The organism is Amycolatopsis thermophila, assembly GCF_030814215.1.
Taxonomy (GTDB): Bacteria; Actinomycetota; Actinomycetes; order Mycobacteriales; family Pseudonocardiaceae; genus Amycolatopsis_E; species Amycolatopsis_E thermophila.
Genome location: NZ_JAUSUT010000001.1, coordinates 2338174 through 2360428, shown reverse-complemented (window position 1 = coordinate 2360428; position 22255 = coordinate 2338174). Strand labels below are relative to the sequence as shown.

Below are 22255 nucleotides of genomic sequence, written 5' to 3'. Positions count from 1 at the left end.
AACGGGCCAGGAGGTAGCGTTTCGGGCGTGAAGGAGGTCGGCGTGACGGAGGAAGTGAAGGCCCCGCGGTCGCGGCGGTTGCCCAGAGCCGTGCGCGAGCGGCAGATCCTGGACGCCGCCGTCGAGGTGTTCTCGCGGCACGGCTACCACTCCGCGTCCATGGACGAGATCTCCGACGTCGCCGGCGTGTCCAAGCCGATGATCTACTCCTACCTGGGCGCCAAGGAGGACCTGTTCGCCAAGTGCATCCGCCGCGAGGCGGGCCGGCTGCTGGAGGCGGTGCGCGACGGCATCCGCTCGGAACTGCCACCGGACATGCAGCTGTGGCACGGGTTGCGCTCGTTCTACCGCTTCGTCGCCGAGTACCGGGACTCCTGGACGGTGCTGCACCGCCAGGCACTGACGGTGGGCGGCCAGTTCGCCGACGAGATCACCGTGCTGCGCTCGCGCGCCATCGAGGTGGTCACGGCACTGGTGGTCACCGCGGGCATGAAGAAGGGCCTGGGGGGCCGGGCCGAGTTCTCCGGCCCGGCCCTCGCCGTGGCTCTCGTGGGCGCCGCCGAGTCGCTGGCCGACTGGTGGCTCGATCACTCCGAGGTGTCCGACGGAGTGCTCGCGTCGTGGCTGATGAACCTCGTGTGGCTGGGGTTCAACGACCTCATCGAGGGTTCGGTGTGGCATCCGGAGGAGTGATCGTCCCCTCCAGGTGCGGCTTCGGTTTCTGCGCCGCCCACAGTTCGAACGCCCACCCGTCGCCCGTCTGCCACGACGTGAAGGCGACCTTCGCCGGCAGCAGCACGGGCAGCTTGAACTTCACGTCGACCGTGTAGGCGTCCGGCAGCCTGCCCTCGAACGCGGCCAGCACGCGCGCCTTGGTCCACATGCCGTGCGCGATCGCCGACGGGAACCCGAAGAGCTTCGCGGTCAACGGGTGCAGGTGGATCGGGTTGCGGTCGCCGGACACCTCGGCGTAGCGGCGCCCGATGTCGCCGGGCACCCGCCAGATCGCCTTGGGCGCGGGCGCCGCGAGCTGCTCGCGCTTGCCGCCGCCCTCGCCGCCACCGCGCCGCAGGTACGTGCTCACCTCTGTCCAAATCGGACCGTCGGCGGTGGTGTACTCGCTGATCACGTCGAACTGGCGGCCCTTTTCGTGCGGCCGCAGGTTCTCCGCGCGCACCCGCATCGTGCCGGTGTCGGTCAGCCGCACCGGACGCCGCCGCGTGATCCGGTTGGCCACGTGCACCATGCCCAGCAACGGGAACGGGAAGTCCGGCTGCGTCATCAGCGCCATCTGCAACGGGAACGCGAGCATGTGCGGGTAGGTCACCGGCAGCTCGTCGCCCAGCCGGAAGCCGCAGACCTGGTTGTACGCGGCGACGTGCGCGGGGTCGAACTCGATGCCCGCGCGCACGTACTCGGTGTCCGGCAGCCCGCCGCCACCGCTGTGCGGCAGCAACGCCTTGGCGTACAGGGGCGCCAGTTTCGGCGCCTCGCGGATCTCCTTGACCGTCATCACGCCCCCAGCAGAGCCTGGCCGCACACGCGGACCACGTTGCCGTTCACCGCGGCCGAAGCCGGGTTGGCGTACCAGGCGATCGTCTCGGCGACGTCGACCGGCAGACCGCCCTGGCCGAGGCTGGACAGCCGCCGTCCGGCCTCGCGGATGAACAGCGGCACCGCCGCGGTCATCTGCGTCTCGATGAACCCGGGCGCGACGGCGTTGATCGTGGCGCCGTACTCGGCGAGCTTCGGCGCGCCGTCGGCCACCATGCCGATCACGCCCGCCTTGCTGGTGCCGTAGTTGGTCTGGCCCACGTTGCCCGCGATCCCGGCGATCGACGAGACGCCGATGATCCGGCCGTTGGGCTTGAGCACCTTCTCGGCCAGCAGCTTGTCGTTCACGGCGAGCTGCGCGGCCAGGTTGACCGTGATCACCGCGTCCCACGCGGCCTCGGTCAGGTTGCCGAGCGTCTTGTCGCGGGTGATGCCGGCGTTGTGGACCACGACGTCGACGCCGCCGTGCCGCTCCTTCAGGTAGGTCGCGAGCTTGTCCGGCGCGTCCGCGGCGGTGATGTCGAGCTGCAGCGCCGAGCCGCCGATCTCGTTGGCGACCTCGGACAGGTCGCCGCCCTGTGCCGGGATGTCCAGGCCGACCACGTGCGCGCCGTCGCGGGCCAGCACCCCGGCGATCGCCGCGCCGATGCCGCGGGAGGCGCCGGTGACCAGGGCGACCCTGCCGTCCAGCGGCTTCTCCCAGTTCTCGATCGCGGGCACCGCGGGCGTGCCGGTGGTACCGACGCGGATCACCTGGCCGTCCACGAACGCCGACTTGGCGGACAGCAGGAACCGCAGCGTCGATTCGGCGGCCTCCTCGGCCCCGGCGGCGACGTAGACGAGCTGGGCGGTCGCGCCGCGCTTGAGCTCCTTGCCGACCGAACGGGTGAACCCTTCGAGCGCGCGCTGGGCGATCCGCTCCCGGCCGTCGGCGAGCTCGGGCGGGGTGCCGAGCACGACCACCCGTCCGCAGTACCCGACCTTGCGGATCACCGGGTGGAAGAACAGGTACATCTCGCGCAGCTGGGCCGGGTCGGTGATGCCGGTGGCGTCGAACACGAGCGCGCCGTAGCGCTGGTCGCCGCCCGCCGGCTCGCCCAGCACGGTGATGCCGGCGCCCGCGAGCTGCGTCTTCACCGTCTTCTCGAGCCGTCCACCGGGCGCGCCGCCGAAAAGTGCGGGACCATCGAGAGGGGCCTGGCCGGGCCGGTACCGGCGCAGGACCGGCGGGTTGGGCAGCCCGAGCTTGGGCACCAGGAACTTCCCGATCGGCGTCTTGGTGAACTGCTGATACCGGTCGGCCATCACGTGCCTCCTTACCGAGCTTACCTACTCACGAGTAGGTTACACTGTCATCCGAGGCTCACCACCGCAGTGGGAGGAAAGTTCATGGACGTCCGTCGCGTCGCCATCGTCGGCGGCAACCGCATCCCGTTCGCGCGGTCGAACGGCCGCTACGCCAGCGCGTCCAACCAGGACATGCTCACCGCCGCACTGGACGGCCTGGTGAGCCGGTTCGCGCTGCAGGGTGAACGCATCGGTGAGGTGGCGGCCGGTGCCGTGCTCAAGCACGCCCGCGACTTCAACCTGGCCCGCGAAAGCGTCCTGGGCAGCAAGCTCTCGCCGGAGACGCCGGCCTCGGACGTGCAGATGGCGTGCGGCACCGGGCTGCAGGCGATCATCAACGTGGCCAACAAGATCGCGCTCGGCCAGATCGACTCCGCGATCGCCGGCGGCGTGGACACCACCTCCGACGCCCCGCTCGCGGTGAACGACGACCTGCGCCGCATCCTGGTGCGCGTCAACGCCGCCAAGACGGTGGGGCAGCGGCTCAAGCTGCTGGCCAAGATCCGCCCCGGCCAGATCGTGCCGGAGATCCCGCGCAACGCCGAGCCGCGCACGGGCCTGTCGATGGGCGAGCACGCGGCGCTGACCGCGAAGGAGTGGGAGATCTCGCGGGAGGACCAGGACGTCCTGGCCGCGACCAGCCACCAGCGCCTCGCCGCGGCCTACGAGCGCGGGTTCTTCGACGACCTGGTGACGCCGTTCCTCGGCCTGTCCCGCGATCAGAACCTGCGCCCGGACTCGACGGCGGAGAAGCTCGCCAAGCTCAAGCCGGTGTTCGGCGGTCGCGACGGCACCATGACCGCGGGCAACTCGACGCCGCTCACCGACGGCGCGTCGACGGTCCTGCTGGCGACCGAGGAGTGGGCGGCCGAGCGCAACCTGCCGGTGCTGGCGTACCTGACGTTCTCCCAGACCGCCGCCGTGGACTACGTGCACGGCGGCGAGGGCCTGCTGATGGCCCCCGCCTACGCGGTGCCGCGGATGCTCGCCAAGGCGGGCCTGACGCTGCAGGACTTCGACTTCTACGAGATCCACGAGGCGTTCGCCTCCCAGGTGCTCGCGACGTTGAAGGCGTGGGAGAGCCCGGCCTTCGCCAAGGAGAAGCTGGGGCTCGACCAGCCGCTCGGCGCGATCGACCGCTCGAAGCTGAACGTCAACGGCTCGTCGCTGGCCGCCGGGCACCCGTTCGCGGCGACCGGCGGCCGGATCGTGGCCACGCTGGCGAAGCTGCTGCACGAGAAGGGCTCCGGGCGTGGCCTGATCTCGATCTGCGCGGCGGGCGGACAGGGCGTCACGGCGATCCTGGAGAGGTGAGGCCGAGCTGATCGACGCCGGCCGCCGCTCCTGCTGTCCGTGCACAGGCGGTCGGTGTTCGACGAGGTCGGCGTGCGCAGTCGCCGCGACCTGATGGCCCGCCTGCTCGGTCAGACCGGCAGAGCGTCACGCGCCGACGAGGCCGTGGACTGGATCTGCTTGGACGCCTTGTGCGCCTGCTTGCTCGCCTTCTCGGTCGCCTTCTGGGCCTGCTTGCTCGCCTTGTCGGCGGCGCGGCGGGCGCGCCAGCCCAGCGACGGTTTGCCCTCGGTGTCGGCGGCGGCGATCAGCAGGCCACCCGCGAGGCCGGCGTTCTTGAGCAGGTGGATCAGCTGCTGCTGCTTCTCCTGCGGGTCCTTGGCCTCCCAGAACGGGTGGCCGGCGACCGTGGTCGGCACGAGACTGCCGATCAGCGCGAGCGAAGACAGACGGGGGAACTTGTTCAGGGCGAGCAGCGTACCGGCCGCGATCTTCACCCCCGCGTCGATCTTGACCAGGCTCACCGGGTCGGTCGGGATGGCGTCCGGGAGCTTGTCGCTCTGCTCGCCGACCTTGTCGAGGACGGGTTTGGCCGCCTCGGCGTGCCCTTCGGCCTGGCGGAGCGCGTTGATGCCGCCGTAGATGAAGATGCCGGCCAGCATGGGCCGGGCCAGTCGACGCAAGATCACGGTCCTCGCCTTCCTCGGTTGCGACATGTCACTGGCCCAGGCCTACCCGTTTCTGACGGTCCCTAACGGCCTCTACCTCTCTATAGTCCTGATTCTAGAGAGAGTTAGAGAGGAGTAGCGACACGCCGATACGGGTTTCTGCGCAAATATCGGGGTCGCGCTAGATACGCCGATACGTTGACATGGTGGACCCGATCCGCAACCCGTTCGCGCCGGGCGCCGGGCAGCGGCCGCCGGAGCTGGCGGGCCGCGAACGCGAGCTGACCGCGTTCGAAGTGGTGTTGCAACGGGTCGCTCGCGGCCGTCCGGAACGCAGCATGGTGCTCACCGGCTTGCGCGGCGTGGGCAAGACCGTGCTGCTCGGCGAGCTGCGGTCGATGGCGGTCAAGCACCGGTGGGGCGCCGGCAAGATCGAGGCGCGGCCGGACGCGGAACTGCGACGACCGCTGTCGGCGGCCCTGCACCGCGCGATCCGCGACCTGGCCGTGCGGCACCGGGCGCCGGACCGGGTCGAAGAGGTCCTCGGCGTGCTGAAAGCGTTTGCGCTGCGGTCGAACAAGGCGGACGCGAAGCTGCGCGACCGCTGGCAGCCCGGGATCGACGTGCCGGCCGCGCAGGGCCGCGCCGATTCGGGGGACATCGAGATCGACCTCGTCGAGCTGTTCACCGACGTGGCGGAGCTGGCCGCGGACGTCGGGACGGGCGTGGCGCTGCTGATCGACGAGATCCAGGACCTGCAGCCGGTCGACGTGTCGGCGCTGTGCGCGGCGTGCCACGAGCTGTCGCAGTCCGGGGCGCCGCTGGTGGTGGTCGGGGCGGGCCTGCCGCACGTGCCGGCGGTGTTGTCGGCGTCGAAGTCGTACTCGGAGCGGCTGTTCCGCTACGTGCGGATCGACCGGCTCAGCCGCGAGGACGCCGACCGGGCGGTGCTGGCGCCGATCGAGCGCGAGGACGCCGGCATCGAGCCCGAGGCGCTGGACGCGTTGTTCGACGCCTCCGGCGGCTACCCGTACTTCATCCAGGCCTACGCGAAGGCCGCCTGGGACGCCGCACCCGACGACCCGATCACGGTCCAGGACGTGCAGGTCGCAGCCCCCGAGGCCGAGCAGGAACTGGCCGTCGGCTTCTTCGGCTCGCGCTACGAACGCGCCACCCCCGCCGAACGCGAGTACCTGCGGGCGATGGCGGAGCTGACCCAGGGCCGCGACGAGAGCGCGGGCACCTCCGACGTCGCCGTCTACCTGGGCCGCAAGCCCTCGTCACTCTCGCCGGCGCGGGACTCGCTGATGAAGAAGGGGCTGGTGTACTCCGCCGAGCGCGGGCACATCGCGTTCACGGTGCCGCACTTCGGGCACTACCTGCTCAGCCGCGCGGCCGACTGAGCTCGAACTCCCCGGCGATCTCCCGCTGGTGCTCCTCGGTGCGTCGCCGAAGGGCCGCACGGCATCCGGGCACTGCTGGTGGACGTGTCCCGGGCGGCCGCGGATATCGCTTTCTAGCCTTGTCTAACTATTGAGCTAGAAAGGTTGATCTTCCGCAAGATCGGGCACGAGCCGATGATTCGTAGGCAAGTGCGCCACGTCACCGGACAATCGTTGGCGACTTTGTGAAAAAAGGCGCATACTGGAAGCACGGCCAGTCGAGATGCATGAGGGATGCGAACACCGATGAGCAACATCGCCGCCAAGCTCCGAGCCCGCCGCGTCGAGGCGCGCAACCGCCGGGCGCTGAGCCGCGCGATCGACACCGCCGGTTCCGCCACGGTCCGCCAGGAACTGATCGCCATCGCCCAGGCGCGTCAGTCCAACTTGCGCTGAAGCGTGACCTAGGCCACAAATAGATCAGGTTGTAACGCCACCAGGGGAAGTGGCGATACCCCAGATGACCCCGTGATGCTGGCGGACCCCCGACCTGGCAGCATCACGGGGTTTCCAATTTCCCGGGTCCCCACCTCGGACGAACCCCTCGAAAACCCGTTGCGCCCGCGGTCTGCGCGAGTAGTCTTTGACTCAGTCAACGAGTTTGCTGAGGTGGTCAATGAACGACCGTGCCCTGCTCGAACGCGTCACCCAGGTCCGCGCCTTCAACCGGCTCTACACCGGCCTGATCGGGGTCCTCGACGAAGGACTGGTCGGCAGCGACTACTCCCTCAGCGAGGCCCGCGTCCTCTACGAGCTCGCCCAGGAGGGCGTCACCGAGGTCACCGAACTGCGCCGCCGCCTCGACATGGACGCCGGGTACGCCAGCCGGCTGCTCGGCCGCCTCGAGGCGCGCGGTCTCCTCGTCCGCGAACGGCACGAGACCGACGGCCGTCGCCAGCTCGTCCGCCTCACCGACACCGGCCGCGCCGAACAGCAGGTCCTCGAGGACCGCACCACCACCCAGATCGGTGAACTCCTCGGCCGGCTCACCGACGAGGACCAGCACCGCCTGGTCACGTCGATGCGCACGATCACCCGTCTGGTCGGCGAACGCCGGACCAAGCCCGCGCTCGTGCTGCGCCCGCCGCGCCCCGGCGACTTCGGCTGGGTGGTCCAGCGCAACGGCGCGATCTACGCCCAGGAGTACGGCTGGGACGCCACCTACGAAGCCCTGGTCGCCCGGATCGTCGCCGACTACCTCGACCACCGGGACCCGGCCCGCGAGGCCGCCTGGATCGCCGAGCTCGACGGGGAACGCGTGGGCTGCGTGTTCTGCGTGCGCGGCCCGGATGACACGACCGCGAAACTGCGCCTGCTGCTCGTCGAACCGCACGCCCGCGGCCACGGCGTCGGCACGCGCCTGGTGGACGAGTGCCTCGCCTTCGCGCGGGCGCACGGCTACACCGCGATGGAACTGTGGACCAACAGCGTCCTGACGGCCGCGCGGAACATCTACCGGCGGGCGGGGTTCGAACTCGTCGACTCGGCACCCCACCACAGCTTCGGTCACGACCTCGTCGGCGAGACGTGGCGGCTGGAGTTGTAGCGATGTTCGTCGTCTACTGCGAAACCTGCGAGACCCGCACCCTGATGGGCATCGACGAGGTCGAGTGGGTGCACAACCTGACGCCCGGAGTCATCTCGGTGACCACGGCCTGCCCCCGCGGGCACCCGACCGTGATCCTCACCGGCGACCGGTTCCGCCCGAAGGCCGACCCGCGCATCCCGGACCGCGTCCCGTCACTGTGGGTCCGCGCCTACCGCCACCCCGCGAAGTGGTGGGCAAGGCTGCTCGGCAGGCTGCTGCGCAAGTACGAGGTGCAGCGCGACCTGCACGACCGGCTCTACCGGCCCATCCCGTAGAACTCCGGGTTCGGCCGCAGCGCGGTCAGGTGCGCCAGCCGGTTGGACATCGCGAACAACGCGGTGATCGAGCCGATGTCCCAGATCTCGTCCTCGGTCAGCCCGGCCTTGCGCGCCGCCTCGAGGTGGGCCTCGCCGAACTGCTCCGGTTCGCGGCACAGCGCGAGCGCCAGGTCGACGATCGCCCGGCCCCGCTCGTCCAGCTCGACCTGCCACGGGTTCGTCGCGACCCGGTCGGCCAGCTCCGGGTCCTTCGCCCGGATCCGCAGGATCGCGCCGTGGGCGACCACGCAGTACGTGCAGTGGTTCGCCCCCGACGTGGCGACCACGACCAGCTCCCGCTCGGCCTTGCTCAGGCCGTCGGAGCGTTCCATCAGGGCGTCGTGGTAGTCGAGGAAGGCCCGCAGTTCAGCCGGCCGGTGTCCCAGAGCACGGAAGACGTTCGGCACGAACCCCGACTTCTCCGCGATCACGCCGATGCGTTCCCGCAGGTCCTCGGGCAGGTCTTCGAGCTCGGTGACACCGAACCGGCTGTCCACGGGTTACCTCCTAGTGGTGCGCCGCGCCGATGGGGCGCAGGTCCTTGTCGTGCTCGTCGGCGTGGTAGTCCGTGCCTTCGGTGTCGTCGGTGCCGTTGAAGACCTTCAGGCTCCGGGCGATCACCGTGACGATCACCGCCACCACGATGTTCGCGACCAGCGCCACGAACCCAGGGTAGATCTGGACCGCCGAGCCGGCGAACGGGTGCCAGCCGAAGATCGACAGGTCGGTCAGCGGCAGCGCGGAACCACCGAAGTGGGCGCGCTTGGTGTTCGGGTTCGGGATCGCGTACAGCATCGCGACGCCCCACGCCATGCCCACGACCCAGCCCGCGATCAGGCCCCACCGGTGGAACCACCGCGTGTACAGCGCGATCGCCACCGACGGCAGCGTCTGCAGGATCAGCACGCCACCGATGAGCTGCAGGTCGATCGAGAACTGCGGGTCGATGAACAGGATGAACGCGACCGCGCCGAACTTGACGACCAGCGACGCGATCTTGGCCTGCTTGGCCTCCTGCGCCGGGGTGGCGTCGCGCTTGAAGTACTCCTTGTAGATGTTGCGGGTCCACAGGTTCGCCGCGGCGATCGACATGATCGCGGCGGGCACCAGTGCGCCGATCCCGATCGCGGCGAACGCGATGCCCGCGAACCAGGACGGGAACTGGGTGTCGAACAGGACCGGCACCACGGTGTTGGAGTCGGCGTTGCCCGTGGCCGCGTTGGTGATCGGCTTGACGCCCGCGGTCAGCGCGACGTACCCGAGCAGCGCGAGCAGGCCCAGCAGGAACGAGTACGCGGGCAGCGCCATCATGTTCCGCTTGATCACGTTGCGGCCGCGCGAGGCGAGCACGCCGGTGAGCGAGTGCGGGTACAGGAACAGCGCCAGCGCCGAACCCAGCGCCAGGGTGATGTACTGCAGCTGGTTGTTGGACGTCAGCAGGATCGAGCCCTTCGGCTTCCCGGTGTTCGGGCTCGGCTGCGCCAGCGCCTTGGCGCTCGCGTCGAAGATGTGCGACCAGCCGCCCAGCTTGGCCGGCAGGTAGAACACCGCGACCAGGATGACGATGTAGATCAGGCCGTCCTTGACGAACGCGATCAGCGCCGGCGCCCGCAGGCCCGACTGGTAGGTGTAGAGCGCCAGCACCAGGAACGCGATCAGCAGCGGCAGGTGACCGGCGATGCCACCGCCGTTGAGGCCCATCGTCCGCAGCACCGCCTCCAGGCCGACCAGCTGCAGCGCGATGTAGGGCATCGTGGCGACGATGCCGGTGATCGCGATCAGCAGCGCCAGCGTCGGCGAGCCGTAGCGGCCGCGCACGAAGTCGGCGGGCGTCACGTAGCCGCGCGAGCGGGACACCGACCACATCCGCAGCGCGGGCAGGAAGACGATCGGGTACAGGATCACCGTGTAGGGCAGGGCGTAGAAGCCCAGTGCGCCGGCGCCGAACACCAGCGCGGGCACGGCCACGAACGTGTAGGCGGTGTAGAGGTCACCGCCGACCAGGAACCAGGTGATCCACGAGCCGAACTTGCGGCCGCCCAGCCCCCACTCGTCGAGGTGGTCCAGCGACGCCGCCGCGCGCCACCGGGACGCCACGAACCCCATCACGCTGACCAGCAGGAAGAGCACCACGAAGATGCTCAGCTCGGTCCATTGCAGACCACTGCCCGGCGCCTGCGCCAATACCAGTGAAGTCCTCATCGCACCTCACCCTCGTCCAGTTCGTCGCCGAGCAGGTCGGGCTTGCCCTTCACGACCGGTTTGCCCTTGGTCATCACGTACACGATGGCCACGGAGACCACACCGATGACCACCCAGAGGAACTGGAACCAGTAGAAGAACGGCAGGCCCAGCACTCTCGGTTTGTCGAAGTTGAACCACGGCGTGACGAGCATCAGCAGGGGTACCAGCAGGACCAGGTTCCACGGGCTGATCTGGAGCCCGGTGACCTTTCCGGGGGCTTTACCAGACATGTGACCTCACTTGGACGAAAGACAGCGCGCGTTGACCTTAAGTCCTGGCCACCCCCGCGTCACGGGTAGCCGAGTATCGATTTGATCGCCGCCGACACCCGACTTCCGCAGGTTGCCCGTGGTCGGCCCGGCCGATATGAATAGGCCGCCGCGGGGTACGCGCGCGGCTGCGGCGAGTGACGAAGGGGCGATCATGAAACGGACGCGCTTGGCGGTGGTGATCCCGGCACTGGCCGGCACCCTGCTGGCAGCGGGCACACCCGCGGAGGCGGCAGCGGCCGCACCCGCGCTGAATTCGACCGGCATCCCGGACCGCTACGCCTCCCAGACGCTGAACTGGCACACCTGCACCACCGACGAGCTGTCCGGGCAGACCCCGCCGGCCGGCGCCGAAGGCATCGAGTGCGCGACGTACCTGTCGCCGCGGGACTGGGACCACCCGGACCAGAACATCGACGTGACGATCGCGGTCAGCCGCCTCAAGGCGACCGGCGAGGCGACGGAGAGCACGTTCGTGAACCCCGGCGGGCCGGGTGCGCCGGGCCGGACGTTCCCGTCGCGGCTGCGCAACCAGACCCGGGTGCGCGAGCACCAGGACGTCATCGGGTTCGACCCGCGCGGCACCGGCAAGAGCACGAACATCACGTGCGGTGGCGCGGTCGGCACCGGCAGCGACCTCGACCCGCGGGACCGCAGCCGGGAGAACCTGAAGCTGATCCTGGACGCCACCGAGTACGCGGCGGATTCGTGCCAGGTGAAGTCCGGTGATCTCGGGCCGTTCATCAACACCCGGCAGACGATCGACGACCTCGACCTGCTGCGCGTGCTGCTGGGCCGCCAGAAGATCAACTGGGTGGGCTACTCGGCCGGCACGTGGATGGGCGCGCACTACGCGCAGGCCTTCCCCGACCGCACGGGCAAGTTCGTGCTGGACTCGAACACCGAGTTCACCACGACCTGGCAGAAGTCGTTCGACTGGCAGCCGATGGGCTTCGAGCGGCGCTGGCGCGAGGACTTCCTGCCGTGGATGGCGCGGTACGACAGTCGCTACCACTTCGGCACGACGGCCGAGATGGCGCGGCAGACGTACGAGCAGGTGCGGTTCGCCCTGACGCAGAACCCGGTCGAGGTGGACGGCGCCAAGCTGTCGGCCAACGCGCTGGACTCCTACATCGCGTCGGAGTTGTACGGCAAGAAGTACTTCCCGGAGCTGGCCGACTACCTGGTGAACGTGCGGAACCTGACGCAGGGCACCGCGTCGGCCCAGCAGCAGACGGCGGTACTGGACCAGGTGAAGGCGGTGACCGACGCGGTCGGGCCGCAGCCGCTGGTGGTGCCGAGCGACTACGACGACGCCTACGACGCGAGCTTCTGGACGATCCCGTGCAACGAGGGTCCGTGGTTGGGCAACCGCAACACCGCGGTGCGGCAGTCGGCGGAACTGGGGCCGAAGTACCCGCTGCTGGGGTGGGGCTGGCTGATCCAGCCGTGCATCTTCTGGAACAACCACCCGGAGCCGCTGCCGGTGCTGAACGGACGGGGTGTGCCGCCGGTGCTGATGGTCCAGTCGGAGCACGACCCGGCGACACCGATCGAGGGCGCCGAGCGTGCGCACCAGGCGTTCCGGGGTTCGCGGATGATCACCGTGAGCGGTGAGGGCGACCACGGGATCTACGCCGGGGGCAACGCGGCGGTGGACAAGGTTGTGGAGGACTACCTCGTGGACGGGGTCGTGCCGCAGGACCAGACGCTGCCTGGTATGCCGCTGCCCGATCCGACCGCCTAGTTCTCCCTCTCGAGGACCCCGCCGGGCTCGTTCTCGGCGGGGTCCTCCAGTTCTTCCTTCAGTTCGCGGAACCGGCCCGTGCACGTACACAGGACCAGGTAGACGAGGGTGAGCACGAACATCAGACCGCCGGCCAGCACCATGACGACCTCCTCTCGGTCTGCTGTAGGTGAGACGTGCGACACAGCGGAAGAGTTGCCGGTCCGGCGGTTTCCATGCCCCTTTTTCCGGTAGTCCCCACCCTGTGCACAGAGTTGTCCACAGCCTGGGGATATGTGGACGGATAGACTGGTCTCATGGTGCGAGTGCCGCTGACGGAAGCCGAACGCGAACGCGGCGAGCGACTCGGTGCGGCACTGCGCGCGGCGCGCGGTTCCCGCAGCATGGCCGAGGTGGCTCTGGAGGCGGGTGTCTCGGTGGAAACGCTGAGGAAGATCGAAACCGGCCGCATCCCGACGCCGGCGTTCTTCACGGTGGTGGCGCTGGCCGATGCGGTGGGCCTGCCACTGGACGCACTGAGGGACGCGATCACCGGCGTCCCGGCCGGCTGAGGTTTTCCAGGGGCTGCGAACCGGAAACCGGAGCGAAGTCGCCGGAACTCCGCTCCCGCACCGGCACGTGGCTGCTGGTGCAACTGGTCGTGGTGCCCGACGCCTGGCGGCTTGCCGCGGTTCGGGCCTTCGATGGAGCGGAGGAGATCGGCCGGTTGCCGACCCTGCTGGTCGGCTCGGTGCCGGGGAAGGCCCGCCGCCTCGGACTCCGCGCCCACGTACCCCGCGCCGAGGCCCAGCTCGAACCGCCCGGCGCGGTACTCGTCCCCATCGCGACCTCGCGGGCCACGAACTCCGCCCGTGCCCCGGGCTCGGTCAGGTTCAGGCCGAACCCAGCATCCACGGGCACCAGGGCCGGAAACGACGGAACGGCCACCCCGGGCTCCCGGGGTGGCCGTTCCGCTCAGAGCACTCAGCCCAGGCGCTGCTTGAGCGCCGCCAGCTCGTCGTGCAGGCTCGAGGGCACGCGGTCGCCGATCTTGGCGAACCACTCCTCGATCAGCGGGATCTCCTGGCGCCACTCGTCGGCCTTGACCGCGAGCGACTCCTGGACGTCCTCGACCGGCTCGGTGATGCCGTCCAGGTCGAGGTCCTCGGCGCGCGGCACGAGCCCGACCGGGGTCTCGACGGCACCGGCCTTGCCCTCGAGGCGCTCGACGATCCACTTGAGAACGCGCGAGTTCTCGCCGAAGCCCGGCCACAGGAACCGCTTGTCGTCGCCGCGGCGGAACCAGTTCACGTAGTAGATCCTCGGCAGCTTGCCCGCGTCGGCGTTCTTGCCGGTGTCCAGCCAGTGCTGGAAGTACGCACCGGCGTGGTAGCCGAGGAACGGCAGCATCGCCATCGGGTCACGGCGCACCTCACCGACCTTGCCGGCCGCGGCCGCGGTCTTCTCCGACGACATGGTGGCGCCCATGAACACGCCGTGCTGCCAGTCGCGGGCCTCGGTCACCAGCGGGACCGTGGTGGCGCGGCGGCCGCCGAACAGGATCGCCGAGATCGGCACACCCTTCGGGTCGTCCCACTCCGGCGCCAGGGTCGGCACCTGCGCGATCGGCGTGCAGAACCGCGAGTTCGGGTGCGCGGCGGGCTCGTCGGACTCCGGCGTCCAGTCGCGGCCCTTCCAGTCGGTCAGGTGGGCGGGCGCCTCCTTGGTCATGCCCTCCCACCACACGTCGCCGTCGTCGGTCAGCGCGACGTTGGTGAACACCGTGTTGCCCCGCTCGATGGTCTTCATCGCGACCGGGTTGGTCTTCACACCGGTACCCGGCGCGACACCGAACAGGCCGAACTCGGGGTTGATCGCGTACAGGCGGCCGTCCTCGCCGAACCGCATCCACGCGATGTCGTCACCGATGGTCTCGGCGCGCCAGCCCGGGATGGTCGGCTGCAGCATCGCCAGGTTGGTCTTGCCGCAGGCGCTGGGGAACGCGGCCGCGACGTAGTACGCCTTGTTCTCCGGCGAGATCAGCTTGAGGATCAGCATGTGCTCGGCGAGCCAGCCCTCGTCGCGCGCCATCACCGAGGCGATGCGCAGCGAGTAGCACTTCTTGCCCAGCAGCGAGTTGCCGCCGTAGCCCGAGCCGTAGCTCCAGATCGTCCGGCTCTCCGGGAAGTGCGAGATGTACTTCGTGTCGTTGCACGGCCACGGCACGTCCTTCTCGCCCGGCTCCAGCGGCTTGCCGACCGAGTGCAGGGCGGGCACGAACTCGCGCTCGGTGCCGTCTTCGGTGACGAACTTCTCCAGCGCCTTGGTGCCCATGCGGGTCATCACGCGCATCGACGCCACGACGTAGGCGAAGTCGGTGACCTCGATGCCGAGCTTCGGCTTGTCGTCGCCGAGCGGGCCCATGCAGAACGGGATGACGTACATCGTCCGACCACGCATGCAGCCCCGGTAGAGCTCGGTCATGGTGGCCTTCATCTCGTCCGGGTGCATCCAGTTGTTGGTCGGCCCGGCGTCCTCTTCCCGCTCGGAGCAGATGAAGGTCCGCTCCTCGACGCGCGCGACGTCGCTCGGGTCCGAGGCGGCCCAGAAGGAGTTCGGCTTCGCCTTCAACGGGACGAACGTGCCGGCCTCGACCAGCTCGTTGTTGATGCGCTCGGCCTCCTCGTCGGAGCCGTCGCACCACACCACTCGGTCAGGGGTGGTCAGCTCGGCGACCTCCCGTACCCACGCAAGCACACCGCTGTGCGACGTCGGCGCCTTGTCCAGTCCCGGGATGGCTACTGCAGTCATTCCTTCTCCTGACTTCGACGGCAGGAGCGCGTCACCGGAACCCGATCCGGGGAAGCGCTCCGTCGCCGGCGACCGAATGGCTTCGCACACCGGCTGCCCTACCGGTGTGCATGGAAATTCTGGGATTCCCTGAGAGTAGCCGGATGGACGGCAGGTAACCGAGGCCTGACCTGTCGGTTCTCTCACAAGAACGATCAGGGAATCGATTCAGATATCGCTGAACCGGCGTAGCGGAGAAAGTTCTCCGGCGGACCCGTGATCTTGCCGATACCAGCGGGAGCACGTTTTGCCCGGAAACGGCGACAGGCCCCGGTCGTCCGCGGGACGACCGGGGCCTGTCTTTCGCCCGGAATTCCGTTCAGTTCTGGGAGATCCACTGCCCGGTGCCGGAGTCGATCTTCGCGACCCCTTCCACGGTCTGCAGGCCGCTGCTGCCGCCCCACAGCTGGTCGCTGTCCGGCGGCACCTCGGCGGTGAACCCGCTGGTCGTCTCGGTCCACTCGCCCGGACCGGTGTGCTGGTAGGTGTGCGTCTCGCCCTCGGGCGTGATGATCGTCTGCACGTCGGCCTGGCCGTCGCCGTCGACGTCGGTGAACACGCGGGTGTTGCCCGCGTCGTCGGTCACCACGGCGCTGTCGGCGGTGCCGTCGTTGTCGCTGTCCACGGTCGCCGGGCCGACGTCGACGGTGCCGTCGGAGGAGTCCACGGTGATGGCGCCGGCGCGGCCGGTCTCGGTGCTGCCGGGCTGACCCGCCTCGGAGTCGTGGTCCTCGACCCAGTCGCCGGTGGTCTCGTCGTAGCGGGCCATCTCGACGACGTTGCCCTCGGTGTCGGTGTGCACGTACTGGTCGGCGTGCCCGTCGTCGTCGGTGTCGACGTACGCCGTGATCGTGCCGTCGGCGTTGTCGAGGCGGACCGTCTCGTTGACCCCGTCGTGGTTGAGGTCCATGTTCTCGTCAGCCGTGTAGGTCTGCCCCTCGACCGTGATCTCCAGGTCACCGTCGGAGGTCGTGGCGTCGGTGGGCTCTACCCCGCCGGTCTCATCGATCCACACGCCGAACTCCCCAATCTCACACCGATGAAGTCACGAGCTTTGACTCACGTTAGGCCGGTTCGGTTCCCCGGCACAACCGAACCCCTCACGCCTGCTCACGCAGCGTGCGAATGCGGCCGAGCAGGGTCTCGGCCCGGTCACGGCCGTCGCCGACCTCCTTGAGCCGCCGGTTCACCGCGGCGAGGTTCTTCGCACGCTCCTGAGCACCCATTTTGATCGATTTGTCGACCTGTTTGAGCTCGGTCTCGATCGCGTCGATACGGCGGGACAGCGCCTCGTCGAGCGCCAGCGACAGCTGCTGCTCGGCCTCGATGAGCTGCTCGGCGACCAGCTGGTCGAGGATGGACCGGGCCTCCGCGATCGACTCGACCAGCCACTGCTTGTGGTGCTGCTTGTCGGCCGCGTGCCGCCGCGTGCGGGCCATCCACCAGCCCGCGCCCAGGCCCACGACGATGGTCGCCGGCAGCACCACGGGGTTGAGCAGGGCGACCCCGGCCAGCGGCAGCGCGGCGATCTTGCCCGCGCCGACCCCGCCGGAGATGCCCATGAAGATCAGCAGTTTGTCCTCGGGCGTGGACGGTTTGCGGTCCGGCGGCCGCAGCACGACCTGGGGGCCGCCCGCGCGCAGGAACTGCGAGCGGATCACGTCCAGCTCCTCGGGTGCGAACAGGTCGGCGAGCGCGATGTCGGTGACCCGGTTCAGCCGGTGCGCCATGATCGCCGAGACGCGCTGGGAGATCATCTGCAGCGCCGCGTCCACCTGCTGCGGCAGCTGGGCCAGCTGGTCCTTCTTGGCGTTGTCGATCTGCGCGCGGAAGTAGGACTGGGCGTCGCGGATCTGGCGGCTGGTCTCGTGCCCGAGGTCGACCCGGGCCCGCTGGATCTCTCCCCGCAGCTTGAGCTGCCAGCCGCGCGTCGACGTCTTGCGCTCGGCCGCCAGCTCGTCGCGCCGCTCGCGCAGCCGCTCGGCCTCGGCCTCACCGGAGGACAGTGCGCGCTGCTCGGCGAGCAGCCCGGCGTGCACCTCGCCGAGCGCGCTGGACAGGGCCCGCAGGGTGTTCGCCTCGCCGAGCATCGCCGACCGGCCGACCACGAGTTCCTGCAGCGCGGCCTGCAGTTCGATCACCCCGGACCGCTCCCGCAGCAGCACCGCGGCCTGCTCGTTCGGCGCTTTCGCGGCCATCTCGAACATGCGCGCCGACACCGGGTGGAACACCGCGTCGGCGAACCGGGGCGCGTGCTCGGCCAGCAGTTGCCGGTCGGCCTCCAGCACTTCGCGCCAGCCGCGGAAGGCGTCGGTCTTGGACAGGGCGAACACCACGGTCTCGACGCGGTCGCCGACCCGGCGCAGGAACTCCAGCTCACCCGCGGTGAACGGGGCGGAGGCGTCGACGACGAACAGCAGCGCGGTCGCGTTGCCCGCCGCCTCGGCGGCCAGCTCGCCGTGCATCGAGTCGAGCCCCCCGACCCCGGGGGTGTCGACCAGCGAGAGCCGTTCCAGCAGCGGGACCGGGCCGGTGACCTCGACGTAGCGCGGCGGCAGCTGGCCCTCGGGCAGGTCGTGCGCGGCCGAGACCCAGCGGACCAGCTCGGGCAGCGGCACCGCGACCGGCGCGAGCTGACCGGGGTAGCAGGCCTGGGCGCCCCACTCCGGGGCGTGGTCGAAGACGAGGTAGCCGGCTGTGGCGACGTCGGCGTCCACCGGGGACAGCCCCGGGGTCGCGAGCAGGGCGTTGACCAGCGAACTCTTCCCGCGGTTGGTCTCGCCGACCACCACGACCTGCGGCTTCTTCGGCCGGGTGCGGCGCACCTGCTCGACCCAGGCCGCCGCCTTCGGGTCGTTGTCGCGCAGCAGGGTCAGCAGCGCGTCGCGTGCCTGCTTGACCTGGTTCGGCAGGGACGACAGCGGCGGAGCGGTCACGAGCGGACCCTAGCGCTTCGTGTAGACCGTCACGACGGGCGCGCGCAGCAGGCGGTCGCCGTCGGTGAACCCGACGACCTCGGTCTCGGCGACCACGCCGTCCAGGGCCGGGTCGTCCGTCTTCACCGCCCCGCCGGCCTCGTGCACGGCCGGGTCGAACCGCTGCCCGTCCGGGCGCACCGCGACCACCCCGACGCGGGCCAGCCCCTGTTCCAGGCGTTCGACCACGCCCCCGCTGCGCGCCCGGTCCAGGGCGTAGAGGCAGAGCTGGATCAGCTCCTGCCGGTCGGCCCGCGCCTGGTCCAGCGCTTCCGGGCCGGCCGCGGCCAGATCGGATACACGGTTCACATCGGTCTTGGACGGGTCTTGCGCCGCTGTGGTTCCCTCGACTTCGTCGATGATTTTCCGCAGTTGCGCGCCGGGGATCTGACCGGTCGGCGAGTCGTCGGCGGACCTGCGCCGGAACCAGGACGGCACGTTCCTCACCCCTGCCCGATCGCCGTCATCGCAACTGCTGCCAGATCAGGAAGTACGCCCGGTGCACCACGTGCGCGACCCGGCTCTGCGCGGGTGTCGCGCCGAAGGACGCGAACGACCGCCACCAGCCGGCGCGTTCCAGGGCGTGCGCGGCCAGCTCGGGCCGGGACGCGCCGGGCAGGCCGAGCTGCTCGTCGACGCCGGCGTTGCTGCCGACCCGCAGGACCTCCTCGGCCAGGTCCTCCGGCATGTCCACGGCACCCGCGACGACGAGCGTGAGCGCCTCCAGCAGGCGCAGCTGGTGCGCCTCGGGCTTGGCGAGCAGCACCTCGATCGCGTCGTGCACGCGCTGCCGTTCGGCCGGATCGCCGGAGGCGTGGGCCAGCGCGGTGATCGACGCGAGTGCCGCGGCCGCCTTGATGCCGTCCGCGCGAGCGGCGAAGACCGTGTTCAGCCGGGCGCGGACGGCGTCCAGCCCGGAGGCGGCGAGCAGCAGGCGGCGCAGGGCGCCCGCGGTGATCGTCCGGTCGGCGCGGATCGCGTCGATCGCGCGGCGGATGCCGTAGAGGTCGAGTTTCTCCAGCAGCCGCAGCCGGGTGCCCGCCGGGACCTCGCAGTCCCAGCTGGTGAAGATGTCGGCCGCCACCAGCATGGTCTCCAGCGTGGCGTCGTCCAAACCGGACAGCTGGCGGAGCGCGTCGGCGTCGGCGGAGGTGAAGTTGCCCGACTCGGCGGACTCGGCGATCAGCCCGATCACCGGCAGCACGTCGGCGACCCGCGGCTTGAGCAGCAGGCCCTGCTTCTCGGCGAGGATCGACGCGGCCTTCCACACGTCGCCGTCGGAACCCTCGACGGACTCCGGCGGCACGGTGTCGGCCTTGTTCAGGACGGCGATCGCGTTGACCGGTCCCGCCTCGCGGCTCGCGGTGGCCGCTGTGAACGCGGCGAGCGCCTGCTGGTCGTCGGCGCGCACGCCCTGCGTGACGACGTAGAGCACCGCTTCCGCGCCGGCGACCGCGCTGCGCGAGGTCTCGTCGAGCTCGTCGCCACCCTCGTCGGTCTGGGCCGCGCCCAGCAGCTGCTCGGTGCGCGACACCGATGCGGCGTCGAGCGAACCGAGGCCCGGGGTGTCGATCACGGTCATGTCCTGCAGCACCGCGCTGGTCAGGTACGCCTCGATGTGCGAGACCTTGCTGATGTCCACGCCCAGTTCGGCCGGGATCGACCCGTCCGGCGCGAACGGCAGCACCTGCTTGTGACCACCGTCGAACACGACCTCGATGCGGTCGACCGTGCCGTACTGGAACCGGGTCACCAGACGGGTGCACTCGCCGACGTCGGTCGGCGCGACCCGCCGCCCGATCAGGGCGTTGACCAGGGTGGACTTGCCGGACTTGATGCGCCCGGCGACGGCGACCTGCAGCGGCGCGCCCAGGCGGCGCAGCACCTCGGCGAACCCGGCGGCGGTGCGGGCCGACACCTGCGGCTGGAGACGGCGGCAGAGGTTGGCCACCGACACCGACAGCGGACCGGCCAGGCGGCCCTGATCCGTCGTCGCCGTCACGTCGCCCCCTCCCGGTGCCCTGCGGTTGTGCCCCGAATCCTGCCATGAAGCTCGGCCCGAGGTCCCACGTGCGGTGATACCTCGGGATGACGCGGAGTGGGCCGGCGCCGACTTAGGGTGAACGGCGTGCGGCGACTGAGCTTGTGGATGCGGGCGCACCCGATGGTCGGGGACGTCCTGCTCGCGCTGTTGCTGCTGCTCATGGACCTGGCGATCCTGGTCGCGCGCACGAGCCAGGAGAACGGGCCGCACTGGTACGTCGCGCTCCCGCTGGACGTCGCGATGCTGGCCCCGGTCGCGTTCCGGCGGAAGTACCCGCTGGTCATGGCCTACGTGATCCTCGTGCTGACCGTGCCGCACAGCGCGCTGCAGCTGGGGATCGGCAGCGCGACGGCGAGCTGCGTCGCGCTCTACACCGCGGTCGTCTACGTCGGACGGCGGCAGGCGCTGCTGTACCTGCTGGCCCAGTTCGTGGTCAGCCTGCTCCAGATGTGGGCGGGCTGGGCGCCGGGGGGCTGGATCACGCTGATCTTCATCGGCCTGGTCTTCGCGCTGTGCTGGGTGCTCGGCGAGTTCGTCGGGGCGCGGCGGGCGTACCAGTCCGAGTTGGAGGCGCGGCTGCACCTGCTGGAGACCGAGCGCGACCAGGCCGGACGGATCGCGGTGGCCGAGGAGCGCGGGCGGATCGCGCGGGAGCTGCACGACGTGGTCGCACACGCGGTGAGCGTGATCGTGGTGCAGGCCGACGGGGCGTCCTACGCGCTGAAGTCGAACCCGGAGCTGGCCGAGCGCGCGGTGCGGACGATCTCGGACACCGGCCGCCAGGCGCTCGCCGAGCTGCGGCGGCTGCTGCAGGTGCTGCGCGGCGAAGAGGGGACCGGCGAGCCGCGCATCCCGCAGCCGACGGCGGACTCGCTCGCGGAGCTGGCCGACCGGGTGCGGTCGGCGGGGCTGCCGGTGGAGCTGTCGCTCGACGGAGAACTGAGCGGGCTGCCGGCCGGGGTGTCGCTCGGGGTGTACCGGATCGTGCAGGAGTCGCTGACCAACACGCTCAAGCACGCCGGCCGGGGGGCGCGGGCACGGGTGCGGGTGCGGCGGACTGAGAACCTGGTGGACGTGGAGATCGTGGACGACGGGGCGGGCAAGGCGCGGGCACTGGTGCCCGAGCCGGACCTGCCGGGAGGCAACGGGGTGATCGGGATGCGCGAGCGGGCGCACCTGTTCGGTGGAGTCCTGCAGGTCGGGCCGCAACCCGGTGGGGGCTGGCGGGTGCACGCGAGCTTCCCGGTGAGGCTCGACCCGTGATCCGCGTGGTGGTGGTCGACGACCAGGAGCTGATGCGGGTCGGGTTCCGCATGGTGCTGGGCGCGCAGGAGGACATCGACCTGGCCGGCGAGGCGGGGAACGGGGCGGACGCGGTGGCGCTGGCCGCGGAGCTGCGGCCGGACGTCGTGCTGATGGACGTGCGGATGCCGGTGATGGACGGCGTCGAGGCGACCAAGCAGATCGTCGAGGCGGCGACGTCGCGGGTGCTGGTGATGACGACGTTCGACCTGGACGAGTACGTGTACGCGGCGCTGCAGAACGGGGCGAGCGGGTTCCTGCTGAAGGACACGCCGCCGGACCACCTGGTGTCGGCGTTGCGGTCCGTCGCCTCGGGGGACGCGGTGGTGTCGCCCTCGGTGACGCGGCGGCTGCTGGACCGGTTCGTCGGCGGCGGCGGACCACTGCGGGACGAGGCCGAGCTGGACGTGCTGACCGAGCGGGAGCGCGAAGTGCTGGTCCTCATCGCGAAGGGTCTGTCCAATGTGGAAATCGCCGACAAGCTGTTCCTCTCCGAAGCGACGGTGAAGACGCACGTGGGCCGGATCCTGGCGAAACTCGGGCTGCGGGACCGCGTGCAGGCGGTGGTGCTGGCCTACGAGACGGGGCTGATCCGGCCCGGGCTGGCCTGACGGGCACCGCCCGGCCCACGGGGTC

At 70.3% G+C, this 22255-nt stretch carries 22 protein-coding genes; 10 read left to right on the top strand and 12 right to left on the bottom strand.

The window, feature by feature from the left end; translation table 11 throughout:
• Positions 1–42 precede the first annotated feature (42 nt).
• Complete coding sequence (locus tag FB470_RS11660) at positions 43–693, top strand: TetR/AcrR family transcriptional regulator (RefSeq protein WP_306990997.1); 651 nt, start codon at positions 43–45, stop codon at positions 691–693.
• Here FB470_RS11660 and FB470_RS11655 read toward each other — a convergent pair.
• Together FB470_RS11655 and FB470_RS11650 are read right to left on the bottom strand one after the other, a co-directional pair.
• Positions 659–1513 carry a MaoC family dehydratase gene (locus tag FB470_RS11655; protein ID WP_306999210.1) on the bottom strand — a complete coding sequence of 285 codons (855 nt, stop codon included), beginning with the start codon at positions 1511–1513 and terminating at the stop codon, positions 659–661. The genes FB470_RS11660 and FB470_RS11655 overlap by 35 nt on opposite strands.
• Positions 1513–2859 carry a 3-oxoacyl-ACP reductase gene (locus FB470_RS11650; protein WP_306990994.1) on the bottom strand — a complete coding sequence of 449 codons (1347 nt, stop codon included), beginning with the start codon at positions 2857–2859 and terminating at the stop codon, positions 1513–1515. Before FB470_RS11650 ends, FB470_RS11655 begins: the two co-directional genes overlap by 1 nt.
• An 84-nt stretch (positions 2860–2943) precedes the next feature.
• Between FB470_RS11650 and FB470_RS11645 the strand changes: the two genes are divergently transcribed.
• Positions 2944–4215: an acetyl-CoA C-acetyltransferase gene (locus tag FB470_RS11645; RefSeq protein WP_306990993.1), complete on the top strand. Its 1272-nt coding sequence runs from the start codon at positions 2944–2946 to the stop codon at positions 4213–4215.
• Positions 4216–4325: 110 nt separating this feature from the next.
• Here FB470_RS11645 and FB470_RS11640 read toward each other — a convergent pair whose 3' ends face one another.
• The gene (locus FB470_RS11640) at positions 4326–4856 is read right to left on the bottom strand and encodes a DoxX family protein (protein WP_306999208.1); all 531 of its coding nucleotides are present in this window, start codon (positions 4854–4856) and stop codon (positions 4326–4328) included.
• A gap of 212 nt (positions 4857–5068) precedes the next feature.
• Here FB470_RS11640 and FB470_RS11635 point away from each other — a divergent pair, with 212 nt between their 5' ends.
• From FB470_RS11635 to FB470_RS11620, 4 genes are all read left to right on the top strand, one after another.
• Entirely contained in the window at positions 5069–6265 is a 1197-nt protein-coding gene (locus FB470_RS11635) for an ATP-binding protein (RefSeq protein WP_306999206.1), read from the top strand.
• Positions 6266–6550: 285 nt separating this feature from the next.
• Positions 6551–6700, top strand: coding sequence for a hypothetical protein (locus FB470_RS11630; RefSeq protein ID WP_306990991.1), 150 nt, complete (start codon positions 6551–6553; stop codon positions 6698–6700).
• A 220-nt stretch (positions 6701–6920) separates the two neighbouring features.
• Positions 6921–7850, top strand: coding sequence for a bifunctional helix-turn-helix transcriptional regulator/GNAT family N-acetyltransferase (locus FB470_RS11625; RefSeq protein WP_306990990.1), 930 nt, complete (start codon positions 6921–6923; stop codon positions 7848–7850).
• A 2-nt stretch (positions 7851–7852) separates the two neighbouring features.
• Positions 7853–8167 carry a hypothetical protein gene (locus FB470_RS11620; RefSeq protein ID WP_306990988.1) on the top strand — a complete coding sequence of 105 codons (315 nt, stop codon included), beginning with the start codon at positions 7853–7855 and terminating at the stop codon, positions 8165–8167.
• On the opposite strand, the gene FB470_RS11615 is transcribed toward FB470_RS11620, so the two are convergent.
• The 3 genes from FB470_RS11615 to FB470_RS11605 are packed head-to-tail and all read right to left on the bottom strand — an operon-like array spanning position 8149 to position 10683.
• On the bottom strand, positions 8149–8706 hold the full coding sequence (locus tag FB470_RS11615; protein WP_306990986.1) for a peroxidase-related enzyme: 558 nt from the start codon (positions 8704–8706) through the stop codon (positions 8149–8151). The two genes, FB470_RS11620 and FB470_RS11615, sit on opposite strands and share 19 nt — an antisense overlap.
• 10 nt (positions 8707–8716) lie before the next feature.
• Positions 8717–10411, bottom strand: a complete 1695-nt coding sequence (mctP, locus tag FB470_RS11610; protein ID WP_306990985.1) for a monocarboxylate uptake permease MctP — start codon at positions 10409–10411, stop codon at positions 8717–8719.
• Positions 10408–10683 carry a DUF3311 domain-containing protein gene (locus tag FB470_RS11605; protein ID WP_306990983.1) on the bottom strand — a complete coding sequence of 92 codons (276 nt, stop codon included), beginning with the start codon at positions 10681–10683 and terminating at the stop codon, positions 10408–10410. Before FB470_RS11605 ends, mctP begins: the two co-directional genes overlap by 4 nt.
• 193 nt (positions 10684–10876) lie before the next feature.
• Here FB470_RS11605 and FB470_RS11600 point away from each other — a divergent pair, with 193 nt between their 5' ends.
• Positions 10877–12469, top strand: coding sequence for an alpha/beta hydrolase (locus tag FB470_RS11600; RefSeq protein ID WP_306990981.1), 1593 nt, complete (start codon positions 10877–10879; stop codon positions 12467–12469).
• Here FB470_RS11600 and FB470_RS11595 read toward each other — a convergent pair.
• Complete coding sequence (locus FB470_RS11595) at positions 12466–12612, bottom strand: hypothetical protein (RefSeq protein ID WP_306990979.1); 147 nt, start codon at positions 12610–12612, stop codon at positions 12466–12468. The genes FB470_RS11600 and FB470_RS11595 overlap by 4 nt on opposite strands.
• 153 nt (positions 12613–12765) lie before the next feature.
• Between FB470_RS11595 and FB470_RS11590 the strand changes: the two genes are divergently transcribed.
• Positions 12766–13020 carry a helix-turn-helix domain-containing protein gene (locus FB470_RS11590; protein WP_306990977.1) on the top strand — a complete coding sequence of 85 codons (255 nt, stop codon included), beginning with the start codon at positions 12766–12768 and terminating at the stop codon, positions 13018–13020.
• 412 nt (positions 13021–13432) lie between these two features.
• On the opposite strand, the gene FB470_RS11585 is transcribed toward FB470_RS11590, so the two are convergent.
• The 5 genes from FB470_RS11585 to FB470_RS11565 all read right to left on the bottom strand — a co-directional run bounded on the left by FB470_RS11585 (position 13433) and on the right by FB470_RS11565 (position 20275).
• A complete protein-coding gene (locus tag FB470_RS11585) occupies positions 13433–15259 on the bottom strand; it encodes a phosphoenolpyruvate carboxykinase (GTP) (RefSeq protein WP_306990975.1) in 1827 nt (608 codons plus the stop codon).
• Positions 15260–15617: 358 nt separating this feature from the next.
• The gene (locus FB470_RS11580) at positions 15618–16313 is read right to left on the bottom strand and encodes a DUF6802 family protein (protein WP_306990973.1); all 696 of its coding nucleotides are present in this window, start codon (positions 16311–16313) and stop codon (positions 15618–15620) included.
• Between the two features lie 85 nt (positions 16314–16398).
• Positions 16399–18234, bottom strand: coding sequence for a dynamin family protein (locus tag FB470_RS11575; protein ID WP_306990971.1), 1836 nt, complete (start codon positions 18232–18234; stop codon positions 16399–16401).
• A gap of 9 nt (positions 18235–18243) precedes the next feature.
• Positions 18244–18720 carry a nucleotide exchange factor GrpE gene (locus FB470_RS11570; protein ID WP_306990969.1) on the bottom strand — a complete coding sequence of 159 codons (477 nt, stop codon included), beginning with the start codon at positions 18718–18720 and terminating at the stop codon, positions 18244–18246.
• Between the two features lie 16 nt (positions 18721–18736).
• Positions 18737–20275 carry a dynamin family protein gene (locus FB470_RS11565; protein WP_306990967.1) on the bottom strand — a complete coding sequence of 513 codons (1539 nt, stop codon included), beginning with the start codon at positions 20273–20275 and terminating at the stop codon, positions 18737–18739.
• Positions 20276–20422: 147 nt separating this feature from the next.
• Between FB470_RS11565 and FB470_RS11560 the strand changes: the two genes are divergently transcribed.
• Together FB470_RS11560 and FB470_RS11555 are read left to right on the top strand one after the other, a co-directional pair.
• Positions 20423–21580 (top strand): sensor histidine kinase, encoded by a 1158-nt coding sequence (locus tag FB470_RS11560; protein ID WP_442320540.1) that lies wholly within the window; start codon positions 20423–20425, stop codon positions 21578–21580.
• Positions 21577–22230 (top strand): response regulator, encoded by a 654-nt coding sequence (locus FB470_RS11555; protein ID WP_306990965.1) that lies wholly within the window; start codon positions 21577–21579, stop codon positions 22228–22230. Before FB470_RS11560 ends, FB470_RS11555 begins: the two co-directional genes overlap by 4 nt.
• The last annotated feature ends 25 nt before the right edge of the window (positions 22231–22255 follow it).

Coding starts and splice junctions, on each gene's coding strand:
- FB470_RS11560 (WP_442320540.1), top strand. CDS start 20,423: ATGCGGGCGCACCCGATGGTCGGGGACGTCCTGCTCGCGCTGTTGCTG.
- FB470_RS11650 (WP_306990994.1), bottom strand. CDS start 2,859: ATGGCCGACCGGTATCAGCAGTTCACCAAGACGCCGATCGGGAAGTTC.
- FB470_RS11625 (WP_306990990.1), top strand. CDS start 6,921: ATGAACGACCGTGCCCTGCTCGAACGCGTCACCCAGGTCCGCGCCTTC.
- mctP (WP_306990985.1), bottom strand. CDS start 10,411: ATGAGGACTTCACTGGTATTGGCGCAGGCGCCGGGCAGTGGTCTGCAA.
- FB470_RS11645 (WP_306990993.1), top strand. CDS start 2,944: ATGGACGTCCGTCGCGTCGCCATCGTCGGCGGCAACCGCATCCCGTTC.
- FB470_RS11595 (WP_306990979.1), bottom strand. CDS start 12,612: ATGGTGCTGGCCGGCGGTCTGATGTTCGTGCTCACCCTCGTCTACCTG.
- FB470_RS11590 (WP_306990977.1), top strand. CDS start 12,766: ATGGTGCGAGTGCCGCTGACGGAAGCCGAACGCGAACGCGGCGAGCGA.
- FB470_RS11630 (WP_306990991.1), top strand. CDS start 6,551: ATGAGCAACATCGCCGCCAAGCTCCGAGCCCGCCGCGTCGAGGCGCGC.
- FB470_RS11605 (WP_306990983.1), bottom strand. CDS start 10,683: ATGTCTGGTAAAGCCCCCGGAAAGGTCACCGGGCTCCAGATCAGCCCG.
- FB470_RS11620 (WP_306990988.1), top strand. CDS start 7,853: ATGTTCGTCGTCTACTGCGAAACCTGCGAGACCCGCACCCTGATGGGC.
- FB470_RS11600 (WP_306990981.1), top strand. CDS start 10,877: ATGAAACGGACGCGCTTGGCGGTGGTGATCCCGGCACTGGCCGGCACC.
- FB470_RS11655 (WP_306999210.1), bottom strand. CDS start 1,513: ATGACGGTCAAGGAGATCCGCGAGGCGCCGAAACTGGCGCCCCTGTAC.
- FB470_RS11585 (WP_306990975.1), bottom strand. CDS start 15,259: ATGACTGCAGTAGCCATCCCGGGACTGGACAAGGCGCCGACGTCGCAC.
- FB470_RS11640 (WP_306999208.1), bottom strand. CDS start 4,856: ATGCTGGCCGGCATCTTCATCTACGGCGGCATCAACGCGCTCCGCCAG.